The organism is Agrobacterium sp. LR_9, from assembly GCF_041954855.1.
Classification (GTDB): Bacteria; Pseudomonadota; Alphaproteobacteria; order Rhizobiales; family Rhizobiaceae; genus Agrobacterium; species Agrobacterium leguminum.
In genome coordinates this window covers 19,065-44,455 of record NZ_JAVAYA010000030.1, presented here as the reverse complement: position 1 = coordinate 44,455, position 25,391 = coordinate 19,065, and the positions used below count along the sequence as shown (strand labels likewise).

The following is a 25,391-nucleotide window of genomic DNA, read 5'->3' as shown; positions in this document are numbered from 1 at the left end:
GTGAAGGCGTGTGCTCTTGAAGGGAGTCGAACCGCCGACCCCTGGGTTTTGTTGGCGGCATCTTGCCGATCCGGGCAACACTTACTTTCCGGAGTGGCCGGTCTGGGGCCGGGAGCGGACTGTCCGGTGGTGGACGCATTTATCGGATAGCTGTCGTTCAGTTACCAGACCTCCAAACAGACGTCTGATGCCGCTCGTTTGCGCATGCAGAGGGGCCGCCATTGTAACATGGCGGCCGTTTAGCCATGCTCAGAGGTTTTCCGTGTAGAAGGGATCAGTTTCGCCAACGCTCTTTCGACCGGCTCCGGTTTGTCATAGAGGTCATAGTGCGATCCACAGCATCGTTCTTCTCGCGCTTTACGAATGGACACACATACTGTGGTGTTGTCAGCCGTACTTCATGGCCGAGTTTCGTCAGTTCGCGTGACCAGTAATGAGCCATCCCGCAAGCCTCCATTACGACTATCGAAACGCCCTGCCCGGCTACAAACTAGGAAATGCTGCCGGGATAGCTTCCGCCGAAACTTGACCTCTTCGGAAAGCGAAGCTCCATGAATCTTGGAAAACGTTCTTCGCGAAATCGATCCCCCTCATAGTATTTGATGTCATGCCGCCGTCCTTTCACCCGTTGTGTTTAATCCGGCATCCTCTGACAAGAACGCGCGGGGTGGGTGGACCATCAACCACACCATCTATGCAACGGGACCACGTTAATGGAGGGTTGACGCCGGTCCAGGCGAGCCAAAAAGAACGTCGGCTATCTTGCGGAGATGCTTCCTATCACCACCAAAAGAGTAGCCTTCCGAGTTCACATCGATGAAAGATGCGAAAACGAACGGCGTCGCCATTGATTCCAGTAGCATGGCTAAGCGTAACATCATTTCTACGTCAACTTTGACGTCAATAATTGCCCCGTCGACATCGCCGGCTTCCAACAGGTTCAAGACTTGCTCGACAGAAGAAACAGGGCCTGCAACGGTGGCTCCGGCGGCAATAAGTTGCGCATGGCACGCCGCCGTCAACGACGGACGCCGCTCTACCACTATCAGCTTCTTGCCTCTGAAGGCGCGTAACACAGGAATATCCTTACTCGTTCTGCGCTCGCCCGTGCTACGCCAGAGATAGATTTCTGCTGGAGAAAACTAAGCAGCGCAAGTGGCGTTGTATTACCGCTTGCCCATAACTGACCAGCGCAATCGCCGGCCAACTTGTGAAACGTTGATCACTGGTCTGACTCACCGCATTGCGATTCGGTATCCTTTTGCAGCGCCACTTCTATTTCCTCCGCGGACACCTGCAAAAACTGGCGCTTCACTAATTGTGCGGAGATAGCAGGTATCTCAAGGTGTGTTGCGACGGGTTGATACGAAGGAAAACTGAGACCTTCAATGAGCTGTTCATCAACGACCAGACGATATGTTCCAGCTTCCAAAGGTACTACTAATCCATCCAATACGAACGGATTCGCGAAGGTGATTTCTTTGTATGTCGTTCTTTCTTTCATACCCTTAAACTCTTTCCTGACACGTCATTCACACCGCGCCGCAACGTTTATCCTTGACCGTCATCGCTCTCCACTAAGTGGATTTCGACCCCCTGAGAAGGATTAACAAAGAGATTGCCTATAGCGCGCCGGCTTCGCTCTTCCAGGGCTATTCATTAGCCCCAATTGATCGACCACTGGCCTTCCTGAAAAAGCTGAGGACGTATATCGTGTTGCGCGGGACACTTCTGATGGTCTCAAGGACAGGCCGTGATTGGTAGGATTGATTGAGTGAGTCCGCATTCCCAAGACGGCGTTTCAATTGTGCTGCGAGAGCATCGGCAGATGTTTCTCCCGCAAGAAACAGTCTCATTACAAGAAACGCGGCCGTGTTGAATTGTCGCTGGTCATTGCCCAGCAATGTGGCGTTATAGCCCGCACTCTTCAAAACTGACTGGATCATCTCCATCTCTTTGGGGGAGATGGCTGCAAAACTGGGGTGGGAAGACATAATGTCCTCCTCTCGTTGGGGCTAGGGTAACCGACCCTCAACCAGTAGTGCCCGTGACATCGCTACCGACGCCTTACAGTGCGCCTGAATAGCTTAAGACGCAAGCGAATACGGTTTTGGAAAGCTCCAGCGAAGTTCACCAGCCATTCGCTGGTCATTATTGAGCGGCGGCTGCGTTCTAGCACATTGGAATTCCCTTGCTAATGAACCTCAAAACGCGCAGGCTCGTTCCTTCGGTAGCTTTTTTAAAGGGCGTTACCGCTTCAAGGTGAAATCCCTTGGCCCCAACGAAAGGAGGACACGATGTCTTCCACACAAGAATACGGCCCGATTTCGTCTCACGATCTGAATATGTTGCTGTCCCTGTTGTCAGATGCCGGCTTTGAAATCGACACGCGCTCGGATGACGACCGGTCATTTAACAAGGCCACCCGCAAGATAATCGATCTTTTTCAGGATGGAATGACCGACCCTTCAAAACTCAAAGGAGAAATGCTGTTCCTGTTCGGGGTACAGAAACGGGAACGTGTGCCCTCCCGCAGACCACTCCCGAGGTATGCAATCCAAGGTCTTCCGGGGTTCGGCAGATAGCGGGGAAACACCTGTGCGCGCATATGTTCTTGGAAGCATGATGCTTTGGTCCGCTTTCTTTCTGATCTGGTATGTGTTGACACTTTATACCGCCAGCAAAGACCTTGAAGAAATACGATCCGGTCCGGCCGGAGGAGTAGTTATGTCTGAGTCCCGATGCGGTGTAGAACTGGCGACTCTTCTCGCGATGGGCGACAAGCTCTTGAAAGCCGGCGGACCAGAAGTGCCGGCGGATTTACGCGCACATATTGAATATTGCATCTCCTCTGATACAGCGAGTCGAGATAGGCTTAGGAAGACACAGCTCATAAGATTTTTCCCCGACGAAAGATAGCCTGCGGACTCCGCCCCTGATTTCATCAACCCCATCACAAAACTTGATGCTCTCTGTTTTCACTCTGTGCTATGGATCATGGGTGCGGACAGGTGTCCTTTGAGGCGACGGTGGCCAGAGATTTTTTGATATGGCGCGGCATCCGGCTACGCAGCCTTGGGAATTATCGGAGATTGATGATGATCGATATCGCAGGAGCCCCCCGAAGTAGGCCCCCTGATGGCTCACTGCCGGAAGTCCCGATGAAGCGGGATAATCGATATAACCCGCAGCGCCGCCGCCATACAGCGTGACCCGATCTCAGCCGGGGTCGCTTTGCAGTCGTTCGACGAGATTCGGATTGGCGACGAACGGGCGTCCGAAGGCGATCAGATCTGCCTTGCCATCGGCCAGATGTGGCGTTGCAAGGTCGAGGTCACAGCCATTATTGGCGATATATGTCCTGCTGAAGCGACGGCGAGCGATCCGTATTCGAAGGGTGCGACCTCGCGCGGGCGACCCGTCGCGCCTTCAACAACGTGAATGCAGGTGATGCCGAGAACATCAAGTCGATTGATGATATACTCGTATTGCGTCTGGGGACCGCTACAGGAAATACTATTTGTAGGCGAAACTGGCGAAATCCGGCACACCCGTGCGCTCGCCGCCGATTTCCTGCACCACCGTGGCCGTGACTTCGAGTATCAGACGCGCGCGGTTTTCCATCTTGCCGCCATAGCGTCCGTCCGGACATTAGGGCTGTGAGCCTCCCATATAGTTCCTGAAAGCAGACGCTCGCCAGCGACTTGCCGCGCGCAAAGCCGAACTTATCAACATGCTCATACGAAACAGCAGCGATGCGGCTCACGGCCCGATCTTCCACTAGATTCGATCATATGTGAACGATGTCAGCAGCGTGGTTACAAAGTTACTCGCATTATCCTTGACAAGCGCTTCCGTCCATTCATTCGTCCCGCGTAGCCGCAGGTCTGCATAAATGCTGTCGACGGCGGCCTCTTCGATCCGCTTGATGTTCGCCAGAAAGGCTTCCTCTCCGGCCGCATGATACATGTCTCGGATCACCATCCGCAGGATTTCCTGGATTGCGATCTGCCATGCAGTGTTGAGTGCCTGAAGTTCGCCGATACTGTCTGCCATAGGTATCCCTTTCGGTTGCGGAGTGCAACGGTTTGAAAGAAACTGCGGACAGAGCCTGATTGATGATCTCACGTGACCAAGCCATTTGCTATAACCGCCTTGCCTTGCGATTGGCGTACCGCCGATTGCGGGCGGCCTCGTCGTGTTTTATCCGTCCGCGCCCCACTCTTCCTGGGCAGATCAGACCGTCTTGGCCCGTCGTTTCGTGAGAAGAGAGGCTGTCGTCGCCTCACGGTCCTTCAATTCTTTCGCAAGTCGCGCTTCACGAAGCCGCCTCGTCTTTTCCTCGCGGGCCAGAACGAGGGAATCGAGTTCCTCGACGGCGCTGTTACGCGCGAAGAATTGCGATTGAGTATTGGCGAAGGCAATCTCCGCCTTCTGCCGGGATTTGCTGTGTGTCTGTGACATGGCTTTTCCAGATTGAACGCCGCCGTGGCAACAAAAAAAAGGTCAGGCAATCTGCCTGACCTTGCTGGTATCATGCTCTCGCCAGTGCCAGTACATCCGTGGTCAACGGAGAGCGGATACCGGGATGATTAAGCGGCCTGGAGGTTGCAAGCCGACATCTTGCCCGACTTGTTATCGCGCTCAAGGTCGTAGCCGATCTTCTGGCCTTCAATGAGTTCGCGCATTCCGGCGCGCTCGACGGCCGAGATATGCACGAACGCGTCGGTGCCGCCATTGTCAGGCTGGATGAAGCCAAAGCCCTTTGTGGAATTGAACCATTTAACTGTGCCAGTGGTCATGATGAACCCTTTCATAGCAATAAGAGGACCACAACGCCTGCGGCGCTGCAGATGCGATAGCGATTTTTGAGAGAAAAGGCTCGTTCAGGGCACGGTGCCAGACGCGCGATAACCAAAGCTAAGCAAGCAAATATCGACAATCAACATATAGGTCGCTCATATGCGATTGTCAACTTTTAGTTTTTTCTCACCAATATTCTCAGCATTTAGTTGTATTTTCCTAAGCCGTTTCACAGCCTCGACTGCGGAAACGGAGCTGGGAGCGTAACCAGACACGAGGTTCACCTATGGAATCACGGTCGTCCGAAAGCAGAAATGGACTCCGGTCCCGACGGAAAACCACCGTCTCGCTGGCGTATAACTCCGGACATGAACCGGAGCAACACAATGCGCGATTGACTTGAAAGCGCTCCTGACAGCGGTTTCATCCTCGCCGTTACATATCCGGCCTTATGAAGCATCTGGTTGAGAATTCGATTGCTGCCGGGATCGAAATCGACGACGTGGACGCTGGAAGACATGGTGTCCTCCTTTCAGATTGCGGGCGCGGCATTAAAGCCCCCGGCGGCAGCGCCCGGTGAAATTGCTGCCGAGGTCACGATGATGAGGCCCGCTCGTCTGTTTAGCAATCCTTCAATTAAGGTCATTTGGGGGCGGGATAGCTTCGAAGCCAACCCGCACAGATATTTGCCGTTCTGTAAAACCGTTAATATCAAAGAACGAGGGCTAATTTGACCCTCCATCGATACACGCGATGCTCACTCCTGAGGAGCGGCAGGAATGAAGGAGTGGCGATGTAAAGTGCACTGCCGCCCAAAGCTCGCTGGCTCGGTGGGATGCAGCTTTCCCGCCGCCGTCGTCCGAAACCTGCCAGTCAATTTCCCATCCCTTAACGATCGTTGAAGGCCTGATAAGCGAAAAGACTGCTTTAGGGAGCGTGTAATTGCTATGCTTACGTCCGGAATGAAGGGGCAAAGCAGCTTTATCCGTGGATAACGAACAACGACTGCTTCGAAGGCGCAATGCCGTCGTTGCGAATGAACCACAGTTAGCTCGAGCAAGATGCCTTGCGAGCGTCTTCGCCTTGAGCGGAATCGAACAGCCGTTCACCAAGTGCATTTGCCTAGCAGCAGTTTATTTCTGCAGTGACAGCGAGTACCGGGTATGCCGACGTTCACCCGTGCGCGTCAGTGCACCGATCTCCACGAGCTGCTGAAGGTCGCGTGTTGCTGTAGCGCGGGATGTGTCTGTGATCGAAATATAGTTTTCGGCACTGAGCCCTCCCTTGAAGCCTGCCGTGCCTTCCTTGAAGATGCGCGCGACTACCTTTTCCTGCCGCTCGTTCAACTGGCCACGAAAACGATCATAGAACTTTGCTTTTTGAATGAAGAAATCGATGCGCTCAAGCGTCGCCCGCTGAGCATCCAGGATCGTTTCCGAAAAGAAAATGATCCAGTCGGTGATATCAAGCGTGCGCTGGTGCCGCTCAAGCTCGGAGTAGTAGGCCTTCCGGCGCTTCTCGATTGTGAAGGCGAGTGAAATGAGACTTGGTTGCCCTATGTTTTGCGCCAAGGATTTCTCAGCGAGCGCGCGCCCAATTCGGCCGTTGCCATCCTCAAAGGGATGTATGCTTTCAAAGTAAAGATGGCCTACTGCGGCGCGCGTCAACGCTTGAAGCGACGTTTGGCCATCTGGCCCGGATTGATTGAACCATGCGATAAAGGTCTCCATCTCAGCGGCAACCCGGCGAGACGGGGGAGCCTCGAAGTGGATGGTGGGCTTGTCCAATCGACCCGACACGATCTGCATGGCGTCTTCATGCCTGCGGTAAGCACCAACTGTTTCAATATATAGGTTTCCCGCCATCAGCATTGAATGCCAGTGGAACAGTCCCTCATGACGCAGCGGCCCATGCCAGCTTCGATAGACATCCGCCATCATCTCGGCGATCCCCCGCTCTTGGGGGCGGATTTGTCTGTCATCAGTGTTTAGCCCGAACTGTCGACGGAGTGACGACTGGACACTCACGCGGTCCAGAAATTCCCCCTCAATCTCTGAGGTCTTGACCGCTTCGTCGCTCAGCAATTCAATGCGAAGTTGGTTGCTGTCGTCCTCGTTGAAATGTCGAACAGCACCGATAACCTCGCCGGCGGACTGCAGGAATTTCTGCTCCAACGTTACCAGGCTTGCGGTGTCGTATCTGAAGTTTGGCCAATCCGTGTTTTGCCAGTTCCATTTCATGAGTTATAGCACCCCTCTCTATAACTCATAATTATTGCCAGAAATGAGCTATTGCAAGCCCGTCTATCGCTCGGCACCACAATCTGCAGCGCTCCGTTCAAGAGGCAGCGATCGACAGCTAACCACTTGTCCTAAACATATTTTGTTAACGGGCGCCCCCTATTCCCGCTCGCCCTCGGCACTGGTGCCGAAAGAAACGGAATGAGCATGACTAAACACGACCTTTCATCACGACATTTTCAGCGAAAAATTTCAGAATTCTGCGAGCTTCGTATCGCTCCGATCGCATCCAGGCGGGTGTTGGAGAATATACGGCCTTATCTAGCCAGTTTGATCATCTACCGGAAATCCCCTCCGCTTCTGAATGGCCATATCGACTGGACGATGATCAGTCAGGCCTGTGGGATCGAAGCCGAGCTGACGGCAGAACTGAAAAAGCAGCTCCGGCCGGGCTTGGATGCAATCATCCGCTGGCTGGGCGCACCACCAGCGGCCGAGGAACGACGACCGCCAAAGCCGACAGTTACCTCGGGCAAAATGGCCCCCGCCAAGAAGGCAGCTCCCGCATCCTCGACCAGAAAGCCGCAATGCGCGGCGACCGACGGTGCCTTTACCCGGTCTGCGTCGTCACAGCGCGGGCCTGCACTAAAACCGATAAGCCCTTTCCCAGAAGCACTCTTTGAAGCGACAGAAGATCCGGCGAGCTTTCAGGAAGCATTGATATATCATATGCGTCGGTTCGGCGACACTTATTGGCAGCTCCACCGCGCCGTTGTTCATCTGGATGAGACATTCGATAACAAGACGCTGCTATCCTGGATGCAGGGGGAGCGCGTGCCCCGCTCCGTTGCCAGCTTTAATATCCTGCGCCGCATCGAGCGGCGCTATCGGTTGCAGGAAGGATATTTCAAGGACAAGCTACCGCACCAGGCGCGCTCGCTTTATGGTCATGATCTCGGCGATATCAGCCCGGCTGAGCGGCGCAGGATTTCAATGCATCTGCCAGATGACTTCAGTAGCCTGCCCTTTACCAAGCGCGAGGAGATTCTCGATTGGGTGCGCCGGGTGATCATTTCCGGATCGACAGAATATCGCCGATATCAGGCAGCGGCGAGCAAGCAACGTTATGCCATCCGCTTTCCTGGTGTCACTTATGGCGGAAGTTCCATATCACCCCGGTCCTTGGCACCCGCAGTCAGCACCTATCAGAATGCAGTGACAGAAAACGATGATCCGGATTTGCTGTCCGGGGTTATCGATGCGCCGCCAAGGCTTGCAATGGAAATGGCAGACCTTATCCGTTTCAAAACCTCGACCCTGACTGCCATTGGCTTTCAACGGAATGGAGTCTGGGGGGAGGAAACGGCCTCTCAGAAGATAGAACATCTCGGCTTGATGTTCGGCGCACTAGCTTCCTCACCGAATGGCGCAGTAAGAGGTTTCGGCGTACCGCTTAGCCAGTTGAGCTTTGGCCTTCTCGTCTTCCCCGGTGTTTGGGACTGGTATCTGCAGTGGCGGGAACAGCGGCGCGGTTTCTATACAAAATGGGAAGAAGACATGCTGATGGTCGCCCAGGCTCTTACTCGCGCGGACGTCGGCTGGATACGGCAGCACCCGGAGCTACTTCAGAACGTCAGGCCAATCGCGGGCTTGATTGAGGCCGAAGAAATCAACTTTGCGGCTCGCGACTGGCATGGCGCCTGTGACGCTTTTCACCGACATGCCGCCAATCGTTCCAAGGAAATTCAGCGTGTCATGCGCGTCCATCGCGATCCATTCGAGCCGATCATGTGCGTCCTTGAGGCAGAGAGTCCGTTGGCCGAATATCGTAAGATCACCGATGAGATTCTTGAACGCATGCCGGATGAGAACAGATATCCCCGGCCGGCGGCCGAAGCCGTCAGATCATTCCTGCTGCTTCGGCTTGGCCTGCACCTTGGGCTGCGGCAAAAGAACCTTCGCCAGTTACGCGTCTGCCCGCGCGGACATTATCCGACCTCAGAACGCCGACTTGAAGATATGAAGTGCGGAGAGTTGCGCTGGAGCGACCGCGATCATGGGTGGGAGGTCCTTATCCCATCGGTCGCGTTCAAAAACTCGGGCTCCTCCTTCTTCGGACAGAAGCCATTCCGGTTGATTTTGCCCGACCTTCTCGATCTCTACAAATACCTCGACGCGTATATCGACAGGCATCGTGGAGTTCTGCTCAGCGGTGCGAAAGATCCCCAAACGCTATTCGTCAAGACAGTGAAAACGACCAGCATTGATGCTGCTTACAATTCGACCACATTCTACGAGGCTTGGCGGACGGTCATCCAACGTTACGGCATCTATAATCCCTATACCGGCCGGGGTGCGATCAAGGGCCTCCTGCCGCATGGACCGCATAACCTGCGGGACATTCTTGCGACGCATATTCTGAAACAGACCGGATCCTACGAGCAGGCAAGCTATGCCATTCAAGATACGCCAGATGTCGTGCAGCAGCACTACGGTCGCTTCTTGCCGCAAGACAAGGCGGCCCTGGCTGCCAAAATCCTCAACCAAGTTTGGGAAGCTGCGTAAGATCGAATGAGATACTCGGCTCGTATAGTGATGACAGTCTCCGTCCGAGCCGACCTCTTCGTTTCGCTCTTGAGCGGATTCGAACGACCGGCCCATTAGTTGGTTTATCAAGCCACTGAAAATTTTGCTTTTGGTCTTCTAATTCACCCCGTTCCGAAGCTCGCGACACCAACGACATAAACCGGCGAAAGGGGTTGTAAAAAGCCCCCAGTTAAGCAGATTGGCGTCACGCTTGTTCTTTCAGCCTAAAGCCCTCCTCCTGAACAGCATGAACACGAGGGGAGCTGCCGGTCGAGAACCGTTTCCCCGCGAGGGTCACCCTTCATGAGGGCCAAAGCCTGTTCCGTCCAAACTCCACCAAATTCCTGTAGATGACGCTTTCGCGCCGCCCATATCCGATGAGAGGATTCCTTCTCACGACCAAGCAAGCAATCCAGTGCAAGTTCGCACACAAGACTGGTAACGTGATTGAGCTCGATCGGTCCGTAAGGAGCAAAATGCACACCACACGCTGGCTCTTCAAGCAGGCCGCCCTCCGTCCAGGTGACCATGTTGAAGTTTGAGCGACCAAGATTGTCGACAGTCGATGACAAACATGGTCCGTTTTCAAGGACCGCCAGCGCATGACCTGCACCCGCGAATGGCTCGGTCCATCCATAGACGACTGGAATTCGGCGACCGTGCGTGTTCTGCCATGCATTCAGCAATTTATCGGCATGCCCGCTGCCCGTCGTTGAGATGATTAGATCTGCTCCGCTGAACCAGTCTGGAGCTTCCGCAACGACTGACTCCGCAGTCCACTCATGACCCACGATGTTAAGGTGAGGGTATTCGGCGCTTGAACGAGCCGCGAATTCGCTGGCCTTATTGAGCCCAACGGACTGCCCACCGAGATGATGTCGGCCGACATTAGACCATTCCAGCGTGTCGCAATCTACCACATGCAACTTGCCTACCCCCGCACGCAGAAGAGATGCCGCCACAAAGCTCCCCACCGACCCGCAGCCAAACAGGACGACGGTCGAATTCAGCAAGCGACTGGCCCTTGGATCTCGGCCGCGGCCGTGAATCCATTCGGCCTCAGCTCTGATGACGCGGCTTCGGGATATGGTCTGCGAGCCAAAAACGCGATCCATCAGAATGTCTGTGGGCACTGCGCCGCTCCTGAAGCCGTCGGAAGGAAGCCGACCTCTGCCGCGGGAGGCCTCAGCGACAGGCATGTCAACGGTCGCCGCGACAAGTCCCGGCCCGCCTCGACCTGGCGCACCAATTACAATTGTCTTTGCTCGGTTTAAGTCTGACAAGGTCGAGCGTACAGCTCCGAGGCCGTCGCCCTGGGCACGGCGCGCAAGATTAACGATATGGCGCGCACGCTGCGGATAGTCGGCTGGGAGAGGCGCCGCCTCGAACCACAGCAATGCTGCTGGCAGTATGGCGTAGACCTTGGTCAACCCGGTATACTTCCGAAGCCAATCGCGAACATCCTCCTCGGTTTCAGCGAGTAGGGTGAAAGCCGGTCCATTCCAGGACCATATCTCCCGCGAGGGGCCCGCGGCGCGCAGAAGGCTGTAATGTCGACGTGGTCTGCAAAGATCGTATGCCCAGTACGTCAGGAACTCTTCCTGAAAATCGCGTTCAATGATTTCACCGCAAAGGAGCTCTTCAATGAGACGACAGGAGCGGGAAAGCAGGTTCTCTACGACAGCAGGGGGATCATCCTGGTCCAACTCAAAGCCGTTTCCAAGCAGACAAAGCACGCCATCATCCTCAACATGCGGCCACGTCAGCCGAGGAGGATGTTCTACCAGTGCTATGCGTGCTGATATGCTCGGGAACCAGCGTGTGATGAGAACATCAAGGTGTTTGATCCCGTCGGAGAACTTGAGGGACAATCGCCAGCCGCCTTCAAAGTTTCGCCCCACATAACGCAGGAGATCGCGCCTTTCGAGGCGCCGCCATTCTGTCCCTTCAACGGCGGAGAAACGTTGTTCCACTGCAGCCGCAACTGCCTCATCTATGTGGTCAAACACATCATCATTCAGCTCAAGCATGGCGAGTGCCACCGCTGCTGTGCACGGCATTTTCACTCGCGGCAGCACGGCTGATCCAGCCGCCCGACGTGGCGAGCGCCGGGGCGGCGAGAGGCGACGCCTTGCTGGCGTTCCCTGAATCGAGGGCGAGCGCCCGTGAATATGTAAGATCTTGCACGCGGCCGCTGTGCCCGAAGAGATCTCGGATGTCACGAGGCGCAACTGCAAGGGCTCGGTCGCCGAGCGCGCTCTCTCTACCGCCGCAGATAGACTGTAGGTCCTCGGAGTTGGAGACTGCCTTACTGGTCGCGCATCGAACCGAGAAATCACCTCGAATGCCCAGACGAGTTATCGGCGTTGGCCCCAACTCGACCCCGATCGCCAATCCAAGCTGCTGGATGCTGGGTAGCAATGTCTTGCAAAGATCGAAGCTCGATCGCATGGCAGCGGCACACATGACGGCGTTACGAACCGTCTCCCGCTCATCTATGTCGAAGGCTGTCCCGGTAGCCATGACGCCATGCAGGCAATCGCCAATGAAACGGACCTTCTTTCCGTCGAAATCCTTCTTCAACACAGCTGCGAGCTCGTGTCGGATGGCATGGAGATTCGAGACCATCTCAGCGATCTTTCCGCCGATCGTGCAGTCGTCAACATACTTCGTAAAGCCGTCTATATCGGCGAAAATCGAAACAAGCGGCATGTGAATGCTGTTGCTGGGCGACAAGAGAGAATAGTCGATCGTTCGCAGCGGAGGGGTATGGTGGTGAAACCTAAAATTCACGTCGCGAATTGCAGGTTCGACGCGCAGACGCACATCTGCTGACAAGGTGCGGATGCGAGCATCTGTCACTCCAGTTATGGCGCTTGGTAGCGCTGCTCTGCTACGTAAATTAAAGGAGCTACTCTTCTCCAACACCAATGAACCCGCCGGTATGTAGCCGAGGGTTGAACGAGCCTGGTCACTCAGATAGATGCCCTCCTCATCTCCATCGGCGAGCTTAGCCGCATAGTTCGCTGGACGACCCAAAAACAGCGGCTCAGGCTCATCGCCTCTGCCAGAATTGACGGCGATGGCTTTCCCGGTGTCTATCCCGATCCTGGTGCGTGTCTGAAACTCTCCGTTTGACACAGAACGACCCGTCTCCTCGACCATTCTGGCGAGGGCATTGGCGAATTCCAACGCGCGCTCAAGACGCAACCGTTCATTCGCCTTGCCGGGCGGCGTGGCTATGACCGCGTGAAGGCGCGGTCCGTGGAAATCCACGCGTTGCGCGCCGAATTCGCGGACGATCTGATCGCACGCGCTGTAGTGGATATGCAGGAACTGAAGCGCACGGCGATGGCGTGCTTCAGATTCCCGTCGAGTGTCCTGCAACACGGCGTGATAGTCGATCAGCTGCAGATAAACATGGACCCCGTCCACGACCACCGCCGTGCTCGGAGGGATATGGAGGAGGGGCGGTGGATTAGTTCGTCCACCGAGGCTAAAAGAAGCAACGGTCGCGACATCCACAACACGCTCTTCATACGTTTGAACATTAACGAGCTTGCTCGGCACAGTCTGCAGCGACTGACGAATCCTCTGCTCGGCCCGGGGTTGGCTCCAGCTCATTCAAATCTCCTCAGTCGATCGATGTGTAAGTGGTGAACTCGCGACCAGCCTTCGCAAGAAAGCGACGTGGTTCCGAATTCAGCCGCGCTAAAAGGTGCGTGTTCTGAACATGGGCGAACACCATCTCGCTGAGGCGAAGGGCCCCAAGTTGATTGTTTTCAGAATCTAGACGCGCCTGCTCGTATCTAGATGCCGAGTTGACAGTTTCGCCCATCAATGTGTACGCGATCCGGCCACTACCGCCGAAATCGCCAATGACTACCGGACCAAGGTGGAGACCTATCCTAATGTCCAGGGAAAGGCCTTCCTCGTTGATGATCGCCCGGATGCGGTCGATTGAGTTGAACGCCGCCAGAACCGCTTTGGGGACCCGATCGCGTATGCGAGCGTCGTCTGGAACACGCCAAAAAGCCATCAACCCGTCGCCCATGAACTTGTCGATCTCACCCCCAGCGCGAGTGATTTCCTCGACTTGGATATCCATGAATCGACGCATTTGGCGTGCAGCATCTTTCGGCGCCATCTCCTTCGCGAAGGAAGAAAACCCTGCAACGTCACTGAACCACAGCATCGCAGTGGTTTGATCCGGCACGATGTTCGCCAACTCGGAATCACCAAACGTAGCGTTGACGGCCATCAAGCCGTCATCACAGACGAAGCGACGCAGGACGTGGTCCAGCGAAACGTTGTCGGACAGAAGCCTCGTGCGCTGCTCTGTTGCTTCAATGACTTTTTCTGCCAGAACGGCCGCAACGGTTTCAAACCAGGCCGCGCTCTGTTCAGGAGTGAGTTCATCTAGGAATACTCGATCGATTTGCCAGACCCTGGCAACTCCGTCCGCACGCATCGAGGTAGTCCGCCTGGCCTCGTCTCGGCGGTGAAAGGCGATCTCCCCAACAAGATCCCCCTTGGTGCGCCGGACGATTTTACCCTCTGTGCCAATAACTATAGCCCCGTCGTCCACGATCCAAAAGCACTCTGCGGGCTCGCCTTCGCGGCAGAGATACTCATCATCTCGCAAACGCTTCAGGCGACGACAGACATTGCTCATCGGCTCCCGTAGGATCTCCGGGTTCCGCGCAAAGCGTTTCAAAAAGACATCAATCCCGTTCACGCATTTACCCCCTGAGTTGAACTTCAAGAAAACGCACGCTGACGTTCGTTGACGCTAGATCAAGCCCATGTCATTTTGCCAGCAGAATTGTTGCCAACAAATATGATGGCAACAAGCGAGTCGTTCAAGGGGTACCAACAATTTTGTTGGAAAGATTCAATGATTGAAAAAGAAGCCGCCAAACCATCCTCTCTGCCGTACAAATTCAACCCGAGCTTTTTGACCGATGGAGAGGTCATCGAGTCTTTTGTAGTTCGCAAAAAAGAGCTCGCGCGGATTCTGGGTCAGATTTCGGCGAACACGAACGCCCCGACAAACAAAAATGTCTTAGTCTCCGCACCACGGGGCGCCGGCAAGACAACCATAGTAAGGCGCGTGTTAGCCGAGTTGCGCTTGAACCACGAGTTTTCAGCTGATTGGTTTCCACTTATCCTCGGCGAGGAAAGCTACAACATTACCACCCCGGGCGAATTCTTTCTCGAATGCCTCTTCCATCTTCAGGATCAGCTTCAAGATGAACAATGGGTTCGCGCATTCGAACTTGCCGAGAAGCAACAGAGTGAAGCGGATCTCCTCAAGGTATCAGTGGGAGAGCTGCGGAGATTTTCTGAGCACACGGGCAAGAAGCTGCTTCTGATCGTTGAAAATCTACACATGATCCTCGGGGAGCAAATTGGGCCAGATGCAGCAACCCTGGAAGCAATCTTCAATGCCGAGCCGTCGCTGATGCTGCTGGGGACTTCCGTCAAGGATTGTGCTGACGATAGTCAGGATCCGGACGACACGAAGTGGCTTTATCAGCGTTTCGAAATCGTTTCGCTGCAACCGCTTGATCTCGCCGAGTGCACGGAGTTATGGGCCGCCCTCACAAACCAGGAAGTACGCTCGGAACGCATTAGGCCAATCCAAATCCTGACGGGAGGGAGCCCACGTCTGATGAGGATTATGGCGGAGTTCACAGTATCGCCTTCACTCCAAAACCTGATGGAAAATCTGAATCAGCTAATCGACCAAAACACCGAGTATTTTAAGAGCCAGCTCGATAATCTACCGCCAACAGAGCGGAAGGTATTCGCTGCGCTCCTTGACATCTGGGATCCCAGCACGGCGAAAGAAGTCGCTCAAAATGCCCGCGTGAATGTCAATATTGCATCCGCAATGCTCGGACGCCTCGCTGACCGAGGATCAGTCATCAAACTTCCGGGAAAAGGGCGGGCGGTCAGCTATCATGCAACTGAAAGACTCTTCAACATTTACTATCTTATGCGGCGACGGAGCCACCCCTCTAGCCGCGTCCGCGCTCTTGTCGCCTTCATGACGCAATACTACAAGAATGACGAGCTTGTTGACACTACAGCAAAGCTCGTTGCTGAAGCGTGTCTACTCCATCCGCATCGGCGACAGGAATATCATTCAGCGTTCAATGCCATCATTGCTCAGTCGAGTGGCGAAACCCGCCAAAAAATACTTTCTCAGACGCCAGCGGACTTCCTATCTCCACTTCAGGATGATGCCGAGTTCAGGTCCGCCCTCGCAGCAACTGAGAGGCAAATGGATTTCCAAAAGAGAACTGTTGCGAAGAAGGCGCCGAGAAAAAAAAGGCATTATGAGGCCCTGCTGTCGCAGGTTAAATCGGCGATCAATGATGACAAGCCAGACATTGCCGAATCTCTTCTTCGTGACGCTCTGGCAAACGATGCCACCAACGGCACATTGTGGCTGGAACTGGCTTTCCTGCTGAGCAAGGAGTCCGATCGACGGACAGACGCTGTTACAGCCGCCTCCAACGCCGTTGACTGCTTGCCGGCCTCCAGCACTGCTCATTCGATGTACGGGCTACTCTTGTATAGCGAGATAAGGGACGCAGAGAAGGCCGAACGCCACCTTAAGCAGGCGCTAGATCTCGATGCTGACAACGTAATTGCGTTAGCTACGCTGGGTGACATCCGATACCACAACGACGATCTGGACGAGGCGCTGATGCTCTATCGTAGAGCATGGGAAGTTGCGCCTGACATCGAAGAGTCGCTTGTGAAGCTGACGTCGGTGCTGGGTCCAGGCCTTGGGCGTGCTGAAGAAGCAGAGAAGCTGCTTCAGCAGGCGGTTGCAGAACATCCCGACTGGGACGATGCTAGGCAATTTCTGGCCCAATGTCTGCTGGTCCTTGGGAGAGCCGAAGAAGCCGAACAAACTCTTAGGTCGGCGGTGGAGTATGACCCAGCGTCGGTCGACGCTTGGTTCAACCTCGCGGCTATGCTCCATCGCACCCTGCGAAAGCATCGGGAAGCAGCAGAGGCGTTCGAGAAGCTATTAGGCCTCGAACCGAACGAGAGCTTTTATTGGCAGGCCTATGCAGAGACATTGTCGGCCGTGGACTCCGATTTTCGTCTTGCGCTGGAAGCGAGCGGCAAGTCCATCGAGCTCGACCCAGATTCAGTCGGAGGTTGGATTACGCGGGCTGAGATCCTGGCGAAGAACGAAGACTGGCTTGAAGCGGAAGATGCATACAAGAAGGCGATATCTCTTCCGAATGCTGGCTCGTATCCGTCTTATGAATATGCTCGCTTTTTGCAGCAGCGACCTGGCAGGCTGGACGATGCAGAAGCAGTTTTGCGAAAATCGCTGGCCTCAACCAACGATGCACCCTGCATGCTCCATAAGGAACTTGCAGCGCTTCTCATCCACCGTGGACAGGATGAAGAGGCAAGACCGTTCCTCAACGGCGCCGTAAATGCAAATGCCCGTTGCTATTGTAGCCTGACGCTGCATGGAGGGATCGCCACTCGAGCCTGCAACGCAGAGGAAGCCAAGGCATTCTTTTCCCGAGCACTCGATGTGAACCCAAAGGGCATCACCGCGATGACCAGTCTCGCGCAGATCGCGATCGAATTGGAGAACGATCCAATTGCCGCCGAGCATTGGGTCGAGAAGGCGGTAGAGACCAATCCTGCCGATGCTAGGGTCTTTCTCGCCCGAGCACTGGTGAAGCGTGCCCGAGGCGCGATCGTCGATAGCATAGAAGACCTGCGTCAAAGCCTGAACATCACCGCGGATTTCCCAGAAGCACAATTGGTTCTTTCGCTGATATTGGCGGAGCACGGCGACCCGGTCGAAGCAATGCCCTTCCTTAACGAGGCGATGGCAGCGCTTTCAAATCGTCGGGAACTCCTCCCGGGCGTCGTAGACACGACTATCGCTTTGGCGCGCCGGGGGAACGCGAAAGAAGCCCTCGCCTTAATTGAGGCATCACCAGCCAAAGAATTTCTGGAGCCGCTGAGTGTCGCACTTCAGATGTCTGAGGGAGACGCCCCGGTAAAGGCGAAGGAAGTCATGGAGGTTGCGCAGGATATCGTCGCCCGGATTTCAAACGTGGCGAACCCAAAAAGGATTGAGTAAACAGCCTTAATGGGCGGCGAACAGGACGGAACGACAAGTTTGCCCCGCGCTCATGTTGACATAAAGGATATGGAACGTTGATGGCTTACGAGTACTCGGCGCAAAGTCACGACTGGGACATGACTATGCTGGCAGCTACCCAGCTTATCAAAGCGGGCATAGCCGCAGATCAGCAAGAGCGAACCGGCAACATGTCCATGGGCTTTGCCTACTTTACCGGCGGAATGGTCCTGGCCTTTGCAGCAATCGAAAGCTTCTCAGCCTCCATTGCCTTCACTATGAAGGGTGATGCGAGGTTCGAAGCGTTCGACTTTGACAAATACCGGCACACGAAACGGTTCTGGGATAAAATGGACCTGCTCTGCCGTGCCGCAGGAATCGAAGTCGATAAATCGAAGGCCCTATTTCAGCGGATCGAGAAAATGCAGCATTGGCGCAATCTGGTCACACATGCTTCGCCTTATGAAATCGAGCCGACGATTATAACGGATACGACAGAGGCTACCCGAAAACTGCATAAAAAGTGGCGTCATAAAGACTACCTCAGCTTAGTCGACCTACAGCACGCCAAAATGTTTCATGAGACTGCTCTGGAGTTCATCAACTTAATGAAGGACTCTACTGGTCTCGATCCCAGGGCCATGGCTTCATACAAGAACCAGGGTGGTTAGGTCTTAAAGCGCGCAAATCCACGATCCCGGCTGCTACGCTCAAGTTGAACGCCATCGGCTCCTTTCCGCCGGTCGCGCGGGACGAGCTATGCCGTCTTTAAAGAGTGATCAGGCTACACAACTCCCCACGCCCGAAACCTCCCCCTCCCCGTCATCTCTCTGAGACCAAGTTCCAACACGATCCGCCGCGCCGCCTGCGGCGTCACCTCGAGCGTTTTCGCCACCATCCCGGCCGACACCAGCGGCTTTGCCATCACCAGCTCGACCAGCTCCGGCAATTTAGAGGAGGTCCGCCGCCCCTCGAGCTTTCGATCCATCATCGTTTTCGCCAGGGTCAGCCGGTCATGTTCTTTCACGCCGATCTCGGCGGCCGCCAGAAAACCGTTAGCAATCGCAAGCAGCCGGCTTTCCCGATCGCGATGCCGGCGGCGATCGACGGGAATGGTTTTCAAGCCGAGATTGATGGCGGCGAGGTGGGCGCCAGTGGTGATGCCGGCTTCCCGCAGGATCGACGCCGCCAGCAGCCGGCCGAGCCATGGTGCGTGCTGCAGGACGGCAAGCTCGTTCCAGGCATCAAGGGCGACAATCGCCTGCAGCATTGCCGGCAAGTTTTCGGTCTGGCGCAACACGCTGCGCCATTCGTCGAGCCGTGCGTCTTCGTCCCAGTCAAGATCATAGACGAGAGGGTCTCGTTCGCCGGCATCAGCCCGGCCAGGCCGTGTGGCACTCTGGATCGCCGCCTCTGATCGGGCCAATACCGCATCGATGGCGGCATAGTCGACGCCAGGAAGGTTTTCGATGTCGTCGACATCTTGCCCCTCCCCTTCCGGATCGTCCGCGACGGCGCGCCGGATGGCACCGACCGCCTGCACCTCTTCCGTGTCAGCCAACGTAATCTCTGCGGTTTTTCTGAGAGTGCGGACGCCGTCTGCCGACAGCGCCCAGCCGGGGAGCTGGCCGGCGATCCGCCGACGAGTGCGCAGCACGTCGCGGGCGATTGTCAGCTCATGGGTCGGGGTGCGGATGTCGCGAGTGGCGTCATGGAGGACGAGGTCTTCGAGATGGACAAGTTCGCCATCAATCCACAGCGAAGCGCAGGCATCGGTAAAATGCATGCGTTCGAGGAAGCCTTGGCCAACCGGCGAGCGGGCAATGCGCTCGTCGAGACGGGTGAGCGCGATGCCGGCGTCGAAAGCCGGCCGCATCAGGGTACTTATGCTGATTTTCCCGAGATCGTAAGCCATTGAAATCATGGTAAATGATTTGCTAAAGGAAATCTATCTCGGAGTTATTATTCCTCACTCCATATGATGCTCTAGGCCACGCCTAACCATCGATAAGTATCCCTTATCGATGGTAGTTGATTTCGCGGCGCAAATCACCGAAAATCGTAGCAAATCCCCGTCCTGACGGCCGCCAGAACCCGCATTCTTTTGGAGCGCCCCGTGCCAAAAACATCGCTGAGCGCCGTCGAGCGCCGCGCCGAAGAACTCGACACCATCGCATCGGTGTTGCCGCTCGAACGCCGCGACGAACTCGCCGAACTGTTGACCGATGAAGACGTCGAGACGCTGCGTCACCTCGTCAACCAGGGCATGGGCGACAATACGCTGCGCGCACTGACATCCGATCTCACTTATCTCGAGGCCTGGGGGCTGGCTTCGACCGGACAATCGCTACCATGGCCAGCACCTGAAGCCCTATTGCTCAAATTCGTCGCCCATCATCTGTGGGATCCGGAAAAGCGCGCAGGCGACCCCAACCACGGCATGCCCGCCGATGTTGACGAGAATCTCAGGCGCCAGGGTTTTCTGAAATCCATCGGCCCGCACGCGCCTGATACGGTGCGCCGCAGGCTGGCTAGTTGGTCGACACTCACCAAATGGCGCGGTCTTAATGGCGCTTTCGCCTCCCCTGCCCTCAAACAGGCGATCCGGTTGGCAGTTCGTGCTGTTCCCCGAAAGCGCCGTCGAAAAAGCGCAAAAGCGGTCACAGGGGACATCCTGCAAATGCTGCTAGCCACGTGCGCAAGTGACAGCCTGCGCGACGTTCGCGATCGGGCGATACTGATGGTCGCCTTTGCCTCGGGTGGTCGCCGACGCAGCGAGATTGCCTCACTGCGCGTCGAGCAACTGACTGTCGAGGCTCCGATCGAAGTGCCCGACAGCCGTCCCCTCCCCTCTCTCGCTATCCATCTCGGCCGGACGAAAACAACCACCGGCGAGCAAGATGAGATCGTCTACCTGACGGGCCAGCCGGTGGAGGCGCTTAATGCCTGGATGGCAGTCGCAGGCATTGAAAAAGGCAGCGTGTTTCGGGGGATTGGCAGGTGGAATACAGTTTCGAAGCGGGCGCTCGACCCGCAGTCGATCAATGCCATTCTCAAGCAGCGAGCCAAAATGGCAGGGTTGGAGCCAGGGGAGTTTTCGGCGCACGGATTGCGGTCAGGGTATCTGACGGAAGCCGCCAATCGCGGCATCCCCCTCCCCGAAGCAATGGAACAGTCGCGCCATCGATCGGTGCAGCAGGCTTCGAGCTATTATAACAATGCCACGCGGAGAAGCGGTCGGGCAACCAGACTCCTAACATAATTGATTTTCCTCCTTGCAATCACGGAACACAAATCCATGAACGCATGGCTGATTAAACGAAGAATTGAAGCCGAACTCCGACACATGGTCAACGAAAGCCCTGCGGGGCGCTGTTGGGATGTCGTCAGGTCAGTAAAACGACATCGGCAAGCAATATTGGCGAAAGCCGGCCCTCGACTTATCTCGATCTGGAGCCGGAGGCGGATCGGACCAAACTGGCGGAACCAGAACTCTATCTTGCAAGCCATTATATCAGGCTGGTCATCCGTGACGAAGTTCATCGTCTGCCAAACGCATTCCAAATTCTGCGGGGCTTGATCGATCTCAATCGCCCTGCCGGACGGCGCACTGGCGAGTTTCTGCTGCTTGGCTACGCTTCGATCGACCTCAAACAATCCGGGGAAGCATTAGCTTGCCGCATTGCCAATCTTGGAATCCAACCCGTCGACGGGGTAGAAGTGCCGGACCACACGCTCGACAGGCTTTGGTCACGTCGAGATTTACCGTGACCGGTGTTCTGCCCGCACGTTGCCTGCACTCGCCTGATCTGTGATTGTCGTTCCATGGGCGAGTGACAAGGAGTTTCTCCATGGAGACTACACCGGAGGTCTCACGACGCGGCGCGGGCGACGTGACGCTCATCGCCAATGGCCGGCCGAGGATCAGGACCCACTTGCGGGCGTGAAGACCTCCAACATCCTATTCGCAAGCGACGGAAACGGAAGAATTCAACAACACTGAAGCCCATTCTGCGGCCATCGCGCAGCTCGATCTTCTGGGTGGTGCTTTGACGCGCTTTACTAAATACGGGGATGCTTGTTGCCGATGCAACGAGCCCCGCCCCCTCTCCTCCTCCGCAAAAAGCGGCTTTGCTATATCGCCAGTTCCGACGCTTGCCTTGAAATTTAAATTAGCTCTGGTCTTGTCCGGGAATAGGTCCGAGTAGCAACGTTGAAAGCAACCATTCCTCCCCTGGCGGACCGTCCGCAACCTCCAGAGCCAGCACTCTAGTGTAAAGCGCAGTGCCGAAGTCCCGCGCGTTCACGAACCAGTTCAACCCGGATGGTGGAAACCTTGTCAGCTGACAAGGTTTACGGCGTTAGTCGTGTCCGTGGCGCACCGTCAGAGAACCGAGCGGCTGCGAATTTTTCGCATTTCCTCAGTAGAATGCGCTGCCCGCTGACAAGGTTTCGCAGTGGCAGTCTGCCCCAGGCTTGTCGAAGTACCATTTTTTCACGGACCAGTGCATCTCGGATCAGACGAAAACCTTGTCAGCTGACAAGGTTTTGGTGCCCGACCTAAGAGGATATAACCCGGACTATCCTAACGGAGTGCGTCCGGACCTACTTCAACAGGCCTGCCGTGAATGGGGTCGCTGGCGCGGTTTCCGAGATCCCACAGGCGTTGAGCAAAGAATCTAAGCAGTAGCGCCTCGGGCGCAGGCAGGGCAGGGAATGCCCGGTAATAGCGAGGGCGGTTGGTGTAATCGCTTTGATATCCAAAAGACCAGACCGGATCAGCGTGCAGATGGTCTGGAAGAGGGACTTGTGAGGTGGCGTCGCTGGTTCTCCAACAAGATGTTTGCCTTCACGGAAGAAGCGGCATTGGCCAATTGCAAAATAATGTTGGAGAAACTGCGTGGCAGGGTAGGGGACCTGTTGCGCAAACGGATTGAAGCTGCTGGAGCGGCGGAAGCGCGGAATTTGATCCGGTCAACGCGGAAAGATGAATAGACGCCCGAAAGCCGGCGGCGTGTTGTCTTTAGCAAGGCTACGAATTCCGCACGATAATTGATCTTCCGGACCCTGACAAACTCTACGCAGCTTTACCGGCCCGAAATGAACGTTTCAATGGTCAAGTCTTCGTGTGTGTCGCTTCAACCAGCGTTTTCGTCGTCTGACCTGCCCTGCGCGAAAACCTAAGCGCGAAAACTCCACGTTCTACCCCACGATCGGCGAATCCGTTGAGGTTGGATACCGCCCTTGCAAGCGTTGCCATCCTCTTCAGGCGGCTGCACTTACTGATCCGACGATTGCGGCCCTCCTGCATGCTCTCGACATGCGGCCTGACCTTCGTTGGTCTGAAAACCATGTGATCAAACTCGGTTATGACCCCTCAACCGTGCGGCGGAGCTTCAGACGTCAATTCGCAATGACGTTCCTTGAAATGGCGCGTCAACGACGGCTCCGCCAAGGATTCGAGACGCTGGCCGTTGACGGGAAAGTTGTTTCGGCTCAGCACGAGGCCAGCCTTAAATCTGCCAGCGCGTTTCGCTCCGCTTTCGCGCGTCTACTCGGCCAATCTCCATCGAAGTTGCAATCGGACAAGCTGCTATGGGCAAGATGGATACCGACGCCGCTCGGCCACATGATCGCCGTGAGTAGTCAAAGCCATCTTCGTCTTTTTAGAATTCGTGGATCGAAAAGGCCTGCCAGCAGAGCTCAAGAAGCTCCAGCAGGTGTCCAAAGAGGGTATCGGTGTCGGCAGCGTGCCCATCTCGGAGCAGGCCCCGGCAAAACTCACTGATTATTTTTCGGCGCGTTGCGACAGGTTTTCAACACCACTTGCGATGTCCGCCGGCCCCTTCACTCAACGCGTGTGGGACGTATTGCGCGAAATACCAGCTCTCGAACCCGAACCTATTCCGAAATTGCACGTCAGATCGGTCGCCCCACCGCAATTCGCGCGGTGGCACGTGCCAATGGTGCCAATCAAACAGCTCTCATAATTCCATGTCACAGGGTCATCGAAGCAGACGGACCTTTGACGGGATATAGCGGAGACCTCTGGCGCAAGCAGCGGCTGATCGAAATCGAGCGACAACAAAAAACAGTAAATAAGGAATACCCTGCATGACATCCCAGATCGAAAAAGCCCAGTATTTTCGAAGCTTACATAAACCGTCGAACCCGCTGTTTCTCTTTAGTGTCTGGGATGCCGGAAGTGCCCTTGCCGTGGCGCGCGCTGGTTCAAAAGCTGTTGCGACCGGCAGCTAGTCCGTTGCTGCCCAAGGTTACGCAGATGGCCACCAGCTTCCCTTAGAGGAGATGCTTGCAGTTGTCATGAGAATCGCAAAGTCGGTGAAGCTACCGGTCACCGTCGATTTTGAGGGTGGGTATGCTGCCGATCCTGAAATTGTCGGGAAGAACGTCCGAAGGTTACTAGAACTCGGCATTGTCGGCTTCAATTTTGAGGACCAGATCGTGGATGGCCCCGGCCTCTATGGTGTTGAGGATCAGGCCGCTCGGATACTCGCGGCTCGCCATTCAGCCGGTTCTACCGGCGTTCCAGCATTCATCAATGCCCGGACAGGCGTCTTCCTAAAAGCCGCTCAGGGAACCGCACACGCTGATTTAGTCGAGGAAGCGCTTGTCCGTGAGAAAGCATATGCAGCGGCCGGCGCTGACGGCTTTCTCGTTCCTGGATTGACAGATGAGGCGTTGATCCGCCGAGTCTGTGACGCGGCAACAATGCCTGTTAATGTGATGACAACTAGCAGCCAGGACGTCCATAGGTTAACCGAGTTGGGCGTGGCCCGCATCAGTTTAGACCGGCACCATATATCGCTCTCATCTCTGCCGTTGAAGAAGAAGCGAACGCTCTTCTGTAACTTGGAAGGTTGTTCCGGAAATTAGCTTATTCCCTTGGCCCTTTAGTGCTCAGCAGCCACTTCGTCCATCTGCACCTCATGGACCTGGTCGTCGGTGGAGAAGCGTGGCGTAGTCGATAAGGCGTTTTGGGCGAACTGATTGGCAGATGCCGCTTGCCATGATTTTCGCACGCGTTCTTCAGGTGTTTTGTAAAGAACGGAGGCGTGCGAATTTGTCAGTTGCAGGCGCGCTACATGATTCAAACGCAGCCTCACCAGAGGCGAGAAGCGACGCCAGATGGGCGGGAGACCAATTAGTTGCGCAGATGTAGACTGGTGACCGTGTGCGGCCGCAAAGGCTGGGATTAGGAGCGTAGCGGGGACGCAGATTTGCATCCCATCGGACTGCGCTGGAATTTGTTGAACGTGGCGATACCTTCGGCCAAGAAAGGCCGGTTCTACCTTCGCCCGCTACTGAGGTGCGGGAACCGCTTCAGGGAAGGACCAACTGCCGTCAAGAATTTCTGCCGCCGCCCACGAGCCTTACCGCGCAATTCCAACTAGCGGTGATCGGGATACAATTAGCGGTCTTGCCCGAGCAGTCGCCAAACTTCACGTGAACCGGTCCGTCACCCTCCTTATTGGCGGTCAGATTGTTTGGGGTATAGAGGTTGGTGTCGTTTTTCTCGACGTAGCCCACAGCATTGTAGACACTGATGATTTTCGCGCGCGATATTCGGTGCTTTGTGCAGATAAGCAATGCGCGAGAAATTGAAC

General features: G+C 55.5%; 18 protein-coding genes and 4 pseudogenes. 8 read left to right on the top strand and 14 right to left on the bottom strand.

Features of this window, described 5'->3' with window-relative positions; all coding sequences use genetic code 11:
• Nucleotides 1–331 precede the first annotated feature (331 nt).
• From RAC79_RS23055 to RAC79_RS23040, 4 genes and pseudogenes are all read right to left on the bottom strand, one after another.
• Nucleotides 332–609 (bottom strand): annotated as a pseudogene (locus tag RAC79_RS23055) (IS110 family transposase); the annotation flags it as partial.
• Between the two features lie 101 nt (nt 610–710).
• Nucleotides 711–1,076 carry a hypothetical protein gene (locus RAC79_RS23050; RefSeq protein ID WP_374997572.1) on the bottom strand — a complete coding sequence of 122 codons (366 nt, stop codon included), beginning with the start codon at nt 1,074–1,076 and terminating at the stop codon, nt 711–713.
• Between the two features lie 146 nt (nt 1,077–1,222).
• Nucleotides 1,223–1,504, bottom strand: coding sequence for a hypothetical protein (locus RAC79_RS23045; RefSeq protein WP_059759462.1), 282 nt, complete (start codon nt 1,502–1,504; stop codon nt 1,223–1,225).
• Nucleotides 1,505–1,652: 148 nt separating this feature from the next.
• Nucleotides 1,653–1,994: a hypothetical protein gene (locus RAC79_RS23040; protein WP_003519959.1), complete on the bottom strand. Its 342-nt coding sequence runs from the start codon at nt 1,992–1,994 to the stop codon at nt 1,653–1,655.
• Nucleotides 1,995–2,297: 303 nt separating this feature from the next.
• On the opposite strand from RAC79_RS23040, the gene RAC79_RS23035 reads away from it, so the two are divergent.
• Nucleotides 2,298–2,585, top strand: coding sequence for a hypothetical protein (locus RAC79_RS23035; protein WP_059759459.1), 288 nt, complete (start codon nt 2,298–2,300; stop codon nt 2,583–2,585).
• Between the two features lie 637 nt (nt 2,586–3,222).
• On the opposite strand, the pseudogene RAC79_RS23030 reads toward RAC79_RS23035, so the two are convergent.
• The 6 genes and pseudogenes from RAC79_RS23030 to RAC79_RS23005 form a co-directional block, all read right to left on the bottom strand.
• Nucleotides 3,223–3,653: pseudogene (locus tag RAC79_RS23030) on the bottom strand (oxidoreductase); the annotation flags it as partial.
• Between the two features lie 127 nt (nt 3,654–3,780).
• Entirely contained in the window at nt 3,781–4,056 is a 276-nt protein-coding gene (locus tag RAC79_RS23025; protein ID WP_003519968.1) for a hypothetical protein, read from the bottom strand.
• A 180-nt stretch (nt 4,057–4,236) separates the two neighbouring features.
• Nucleotides 4,237–4,464 (bottom strand): hypothetical protein, encoded by a 228-nt coding sequence (locus RAC79_RS23020; RefSeq protein WP_034499643.1) that lies wholly within the window; start codon nt 4,462–4,464, stop codon nt 4,237–4,239.
• Between the two features lie 128 nt (nt 4,465–4,592).
• A complete protein-coding gene (locus RAC79_RS23015) occupies nt 4,593–4,802 on the bottom strand; it encodes a cold-shock protein (protein WP_003519970.1) in 210 nt (69 codons plus the stop codon).
• Nucleotides 4,803–5,095: 293 nt separating this feature from the next.
• On the bottom strand, nt 5,096–5,323 hold the full coding sequence (locus tag RAC79_RS23010) for a hypothetical protein (protein WP_080821230.1): 228 nt from the start codon (nt 5,321–5,323) through the stop codon (nt 5,096–5,098).
• A 613-nt stretch (nt 5,324–5,936) separates the two neighbouring features.
• Entirely contained in the window at nt 5,937–7,043 is a 1,107-nt protein-coding gene (locus RAC79_RS23005) for a Fic family protein (protein WP_080821228.1), read from the bottom strand.
• 201 nt (nt 7,044–7,244) lie between these two features.
• Here RAC79_RS23005 and RAC79_RS23000 point away from each other — a divergent pair, with 201 nt between their 5' ends.
• On the top strand, nt 7,245–9,608 hold the full coding sequence (locus tag RAC79_RS23000; protein WP_137006080.1) for a hypothetical protein: 2,364 nt from the start codon (nt 7,245–7,247) through the stop codon (nt 9,606–9,608).
• Between the two features lie 245 nt (nt 9,609–9,853).
• Here RAC79_RS23000 and RAC79_RS22995 read toward each other — a convergent pair whose 3' ends face one another.
• Genes RAC79_RS22995 through RAC79_RS22985 form a run of 3 tightly spaced genes read right to left on the bottom strand, consistent with a single transcriptional unit; the run spans nt 9,854 to nt 14,367 of the window.
• Nucleotides 9,854–11,659 carry a ThiF family adenylyltransferase gene (locus tag RAC79_RS22995; RefSeq protein WP_161987966.1) on the bottom strand — a complete coding sequence of 602 codons (1,806 nt, stop codon included), beginning with the start codon at nt 11,657–11,659 and terminating at the stop codon, nt 9,854–9,856.
• A complete protein-coding gene (locus tag RAC79_RS22990; protein ID WP_137006078.1) occupies nt 11,652–13,253 on the bottom strand; it encodes an adenylate/guanylate cyclase domain-containing protein in 1,602 nt (533 codons plus the stop codon). The genes RAC79_RS22995 and RAC79_RS22990 overlap by 8 nt, the downstream gene beginning before the upstream one ends.
• A gap of 10 nt (nt 13,254–13,263) precedes the next feature.
• Entirely contained in the window at nt 13,264–14,367 is a 1,104-nt protein-coding gene (locus RAC79_RS22985) for an adenylate/guanylate cyclase domain-containing protein (protein WP_137006077.1), read from the bottom strand.
• Nucleotides 14,368–14,526: 159 nt separating this feature from the next.
• On the opposite strand from RAC79_RS22985, the gene RAC79_RS22980 reads away from it, so the two are divergent.
• Nucleotides 14,527–17,763: an ATP-binding protein gene (locus RAC79_RS22980; protein WP_161987965.1), complete on the top strand. Its 3,237-nt coding sequence runs from the start codon at nt 14,527–14,529 to the stop codon at nt 17,761–17,763.
• Between the two features lie 80 nt (nt 17,764–17,843).
• The gene (locus tag RAC79_RS22975) at nt 17,844–18,434 is read left to right on the top strand and encodes a hypothetical protein (RefSeq protein ID WP_142845874.1); all 591 of its coding nucleotides are present in this window, start codon (nt 17,844–17,846) and stop codon (nt 18,432–18,434) included.
• A gap of 113 nt (nt 18,435–18,547) precedes the next feature.
• Here RAC79_RS22975 and RAC79_RS22970 read toward each other — a convergent pair whose 3' ends face one another.
• Nucleotides 18,548–19,687 carry an RHE_PE00001 family protein gene (locus RAC79_RS22970; RefSeq protein ID WP_374997571.1) on the bottom strand — a complete coding sequence of 380 codons (1,140 nt, stop codon included), beginning with the start codon at nt 19,685–19,687 and terminating at the stop codon, nt 18,548–18,550.
• Between the two features lie 192 nt (nt 19,688–19,879).
• On the opposite strand from RAC79_RS22970, the gene RAC79_RS22965 reads away from it, so the two are divergent.
• The 4 genes and pseudogenes from RAC79_RS22965 (at nt 19,880) to RAC79_RS22950 (ending at nt 24,635) form a co-directional block, all read left to right on the top strand.
• Nucleotides 19,880–21,025 (top strand): site-specific integrase, encoded by a 1,146-nt coding sequence (locus RAC79_RS22965; protein WP_374997570.1) that lies wholly within the window; start codon nt 19,880–19,882, stop codon nt 21,023–21,025.
• A 113-nt stretch (nt 21,026–21,138) separates the two neighbouring features.
• Nucleotides 21,139–21,534: an AAA family ATPase gene (locus RAC79_RS22960; protein ID WP_374997569.1), complete on the top strand. Its 396-nt coding sequence runs from the start codon at nt 21,139–21,141 to the stop codon at nt 21,532–21,534.
• Nucleotides 21,535–22,811: 1,277 nt separating this feature from the next.
• A pseudogene (locus tag RAC79_RS22955) lies at nt 22,812–23,881 on the top strand (bifunctional transcriptional activator/DNA repair enzyme AdaA).
• Nucleotides 23,878–24,635 (top strand): annotated as a pseudogene (locus tag RAC79_RS22950) (isocitrate lyase/phosphoenolpyruvate mutase family protein). The pseudogenes RAC79_RS22955 and RAC79_RS22950 overlap by 4 nt, the downstream one beginning before the upstream one ends.
• The last annotated feature ends 756 nt before the right edge of the window (nt 24,636–25,391 follow it).

Bases quoted from the DNA above. Each gene is read 5' to 3' on its own strand.
- RAC79_RS23035 (WP_059759459.1), top strand. From the start codon at position 2,298: ATGTCTTCCACACAAGAATACGGCCCGATTTCGTCTCACGATCTGAAT.
- RAC79_RS23015 (WP_003519970.1), bottom strand. From the start codon at position 4,802: ATGACCACTGGCACAGTTAAATGGTTCAATTCCACAAAGGGCTTTGGC.
- RAC79_RS22975 (WP_142845874.1), top strand. From the start codon at position 17,844: ATGGCTTACGAGTACTCGGCGCAAAGTCACGACTGGGACATGACTATG.
- RAC79_RS22980 (WP_161987965.1), top strand. From the start codon at position 14,527: ATGATTGAAAAAGAAGCCGCCAAACCATCCTCTCTGCCGTACAAATTC.
- RAC79_RS22990 (WP_137006078.1), bottom strand. From the start codon at position 13,253: ATGAGCTGGAGCCAACCCCGGGCCGAGCAGAGGATTCGTCAGTCGCTG.
- RAC79_RS23040 (WP_003519959.1), bottom strand. From the start codon at position 1,994: ATGTCTTCCCACCCCAGTTTTGCAGCCATCTCCCCCAAAGAGATGGAG.
- RAC79_RS23025 (WP_003519968.1), bottom strand. From the start codon at position 4,056: ATGGCAGACAGTATCGGCGAACTTCAGGCACTCAACACTGCATGGCAG.
- RAC79_RS23020 (WP_034499643.1), bottom strand. From the start codon at position 4,464: ATGTCACAGACACACAGCAAATCCCGGCAGAAGGCGGAGATTGCCTTC.
- RAC79_RS22970 (WP_374997571.1), bottom strand. From the start codon at position 19,687: ATGATTTCAATGGCTTACGATCTCGGGAAAATCAGCATAAGTACCCTG.
- RAC79_RS23005 (WP_080821228.1), bottom strand. From the start codon at position 7,043: ATGAAATGGAACTGGCAAAACACGGATTGGCCAAACTTCAGATACGAC.
- RAC79_RS23000 (WP_137006080.1), top strand. From the start codon at position 7,245: ATGAGCATGACTAAACACGACCTTTCATCACGACATTTTCAGCGAAAA.
- RAC79_RS22995 (WP_161987966.1), bottom strand. From the start codon at position 11,659: ATGCTTGAGCTGAATGATGATGTGTTTGACCACATAGATGAGGCAGTT.
- RAC79_RS23045 (WP_059759462.1), bottom strand. From the start codon at position 1,504: ATGAAAGAAAGAACGACATACAAAGAAATCACCTTCGCGAATCCGTTC.
- RAC79_RS23010 (WP_080821230.1), bottom strand. From the start codon at position 5,323: ATGTCTTCCAGCGTCCACGTCGTCGATTTCGATCCCGGCAGCAATCGA.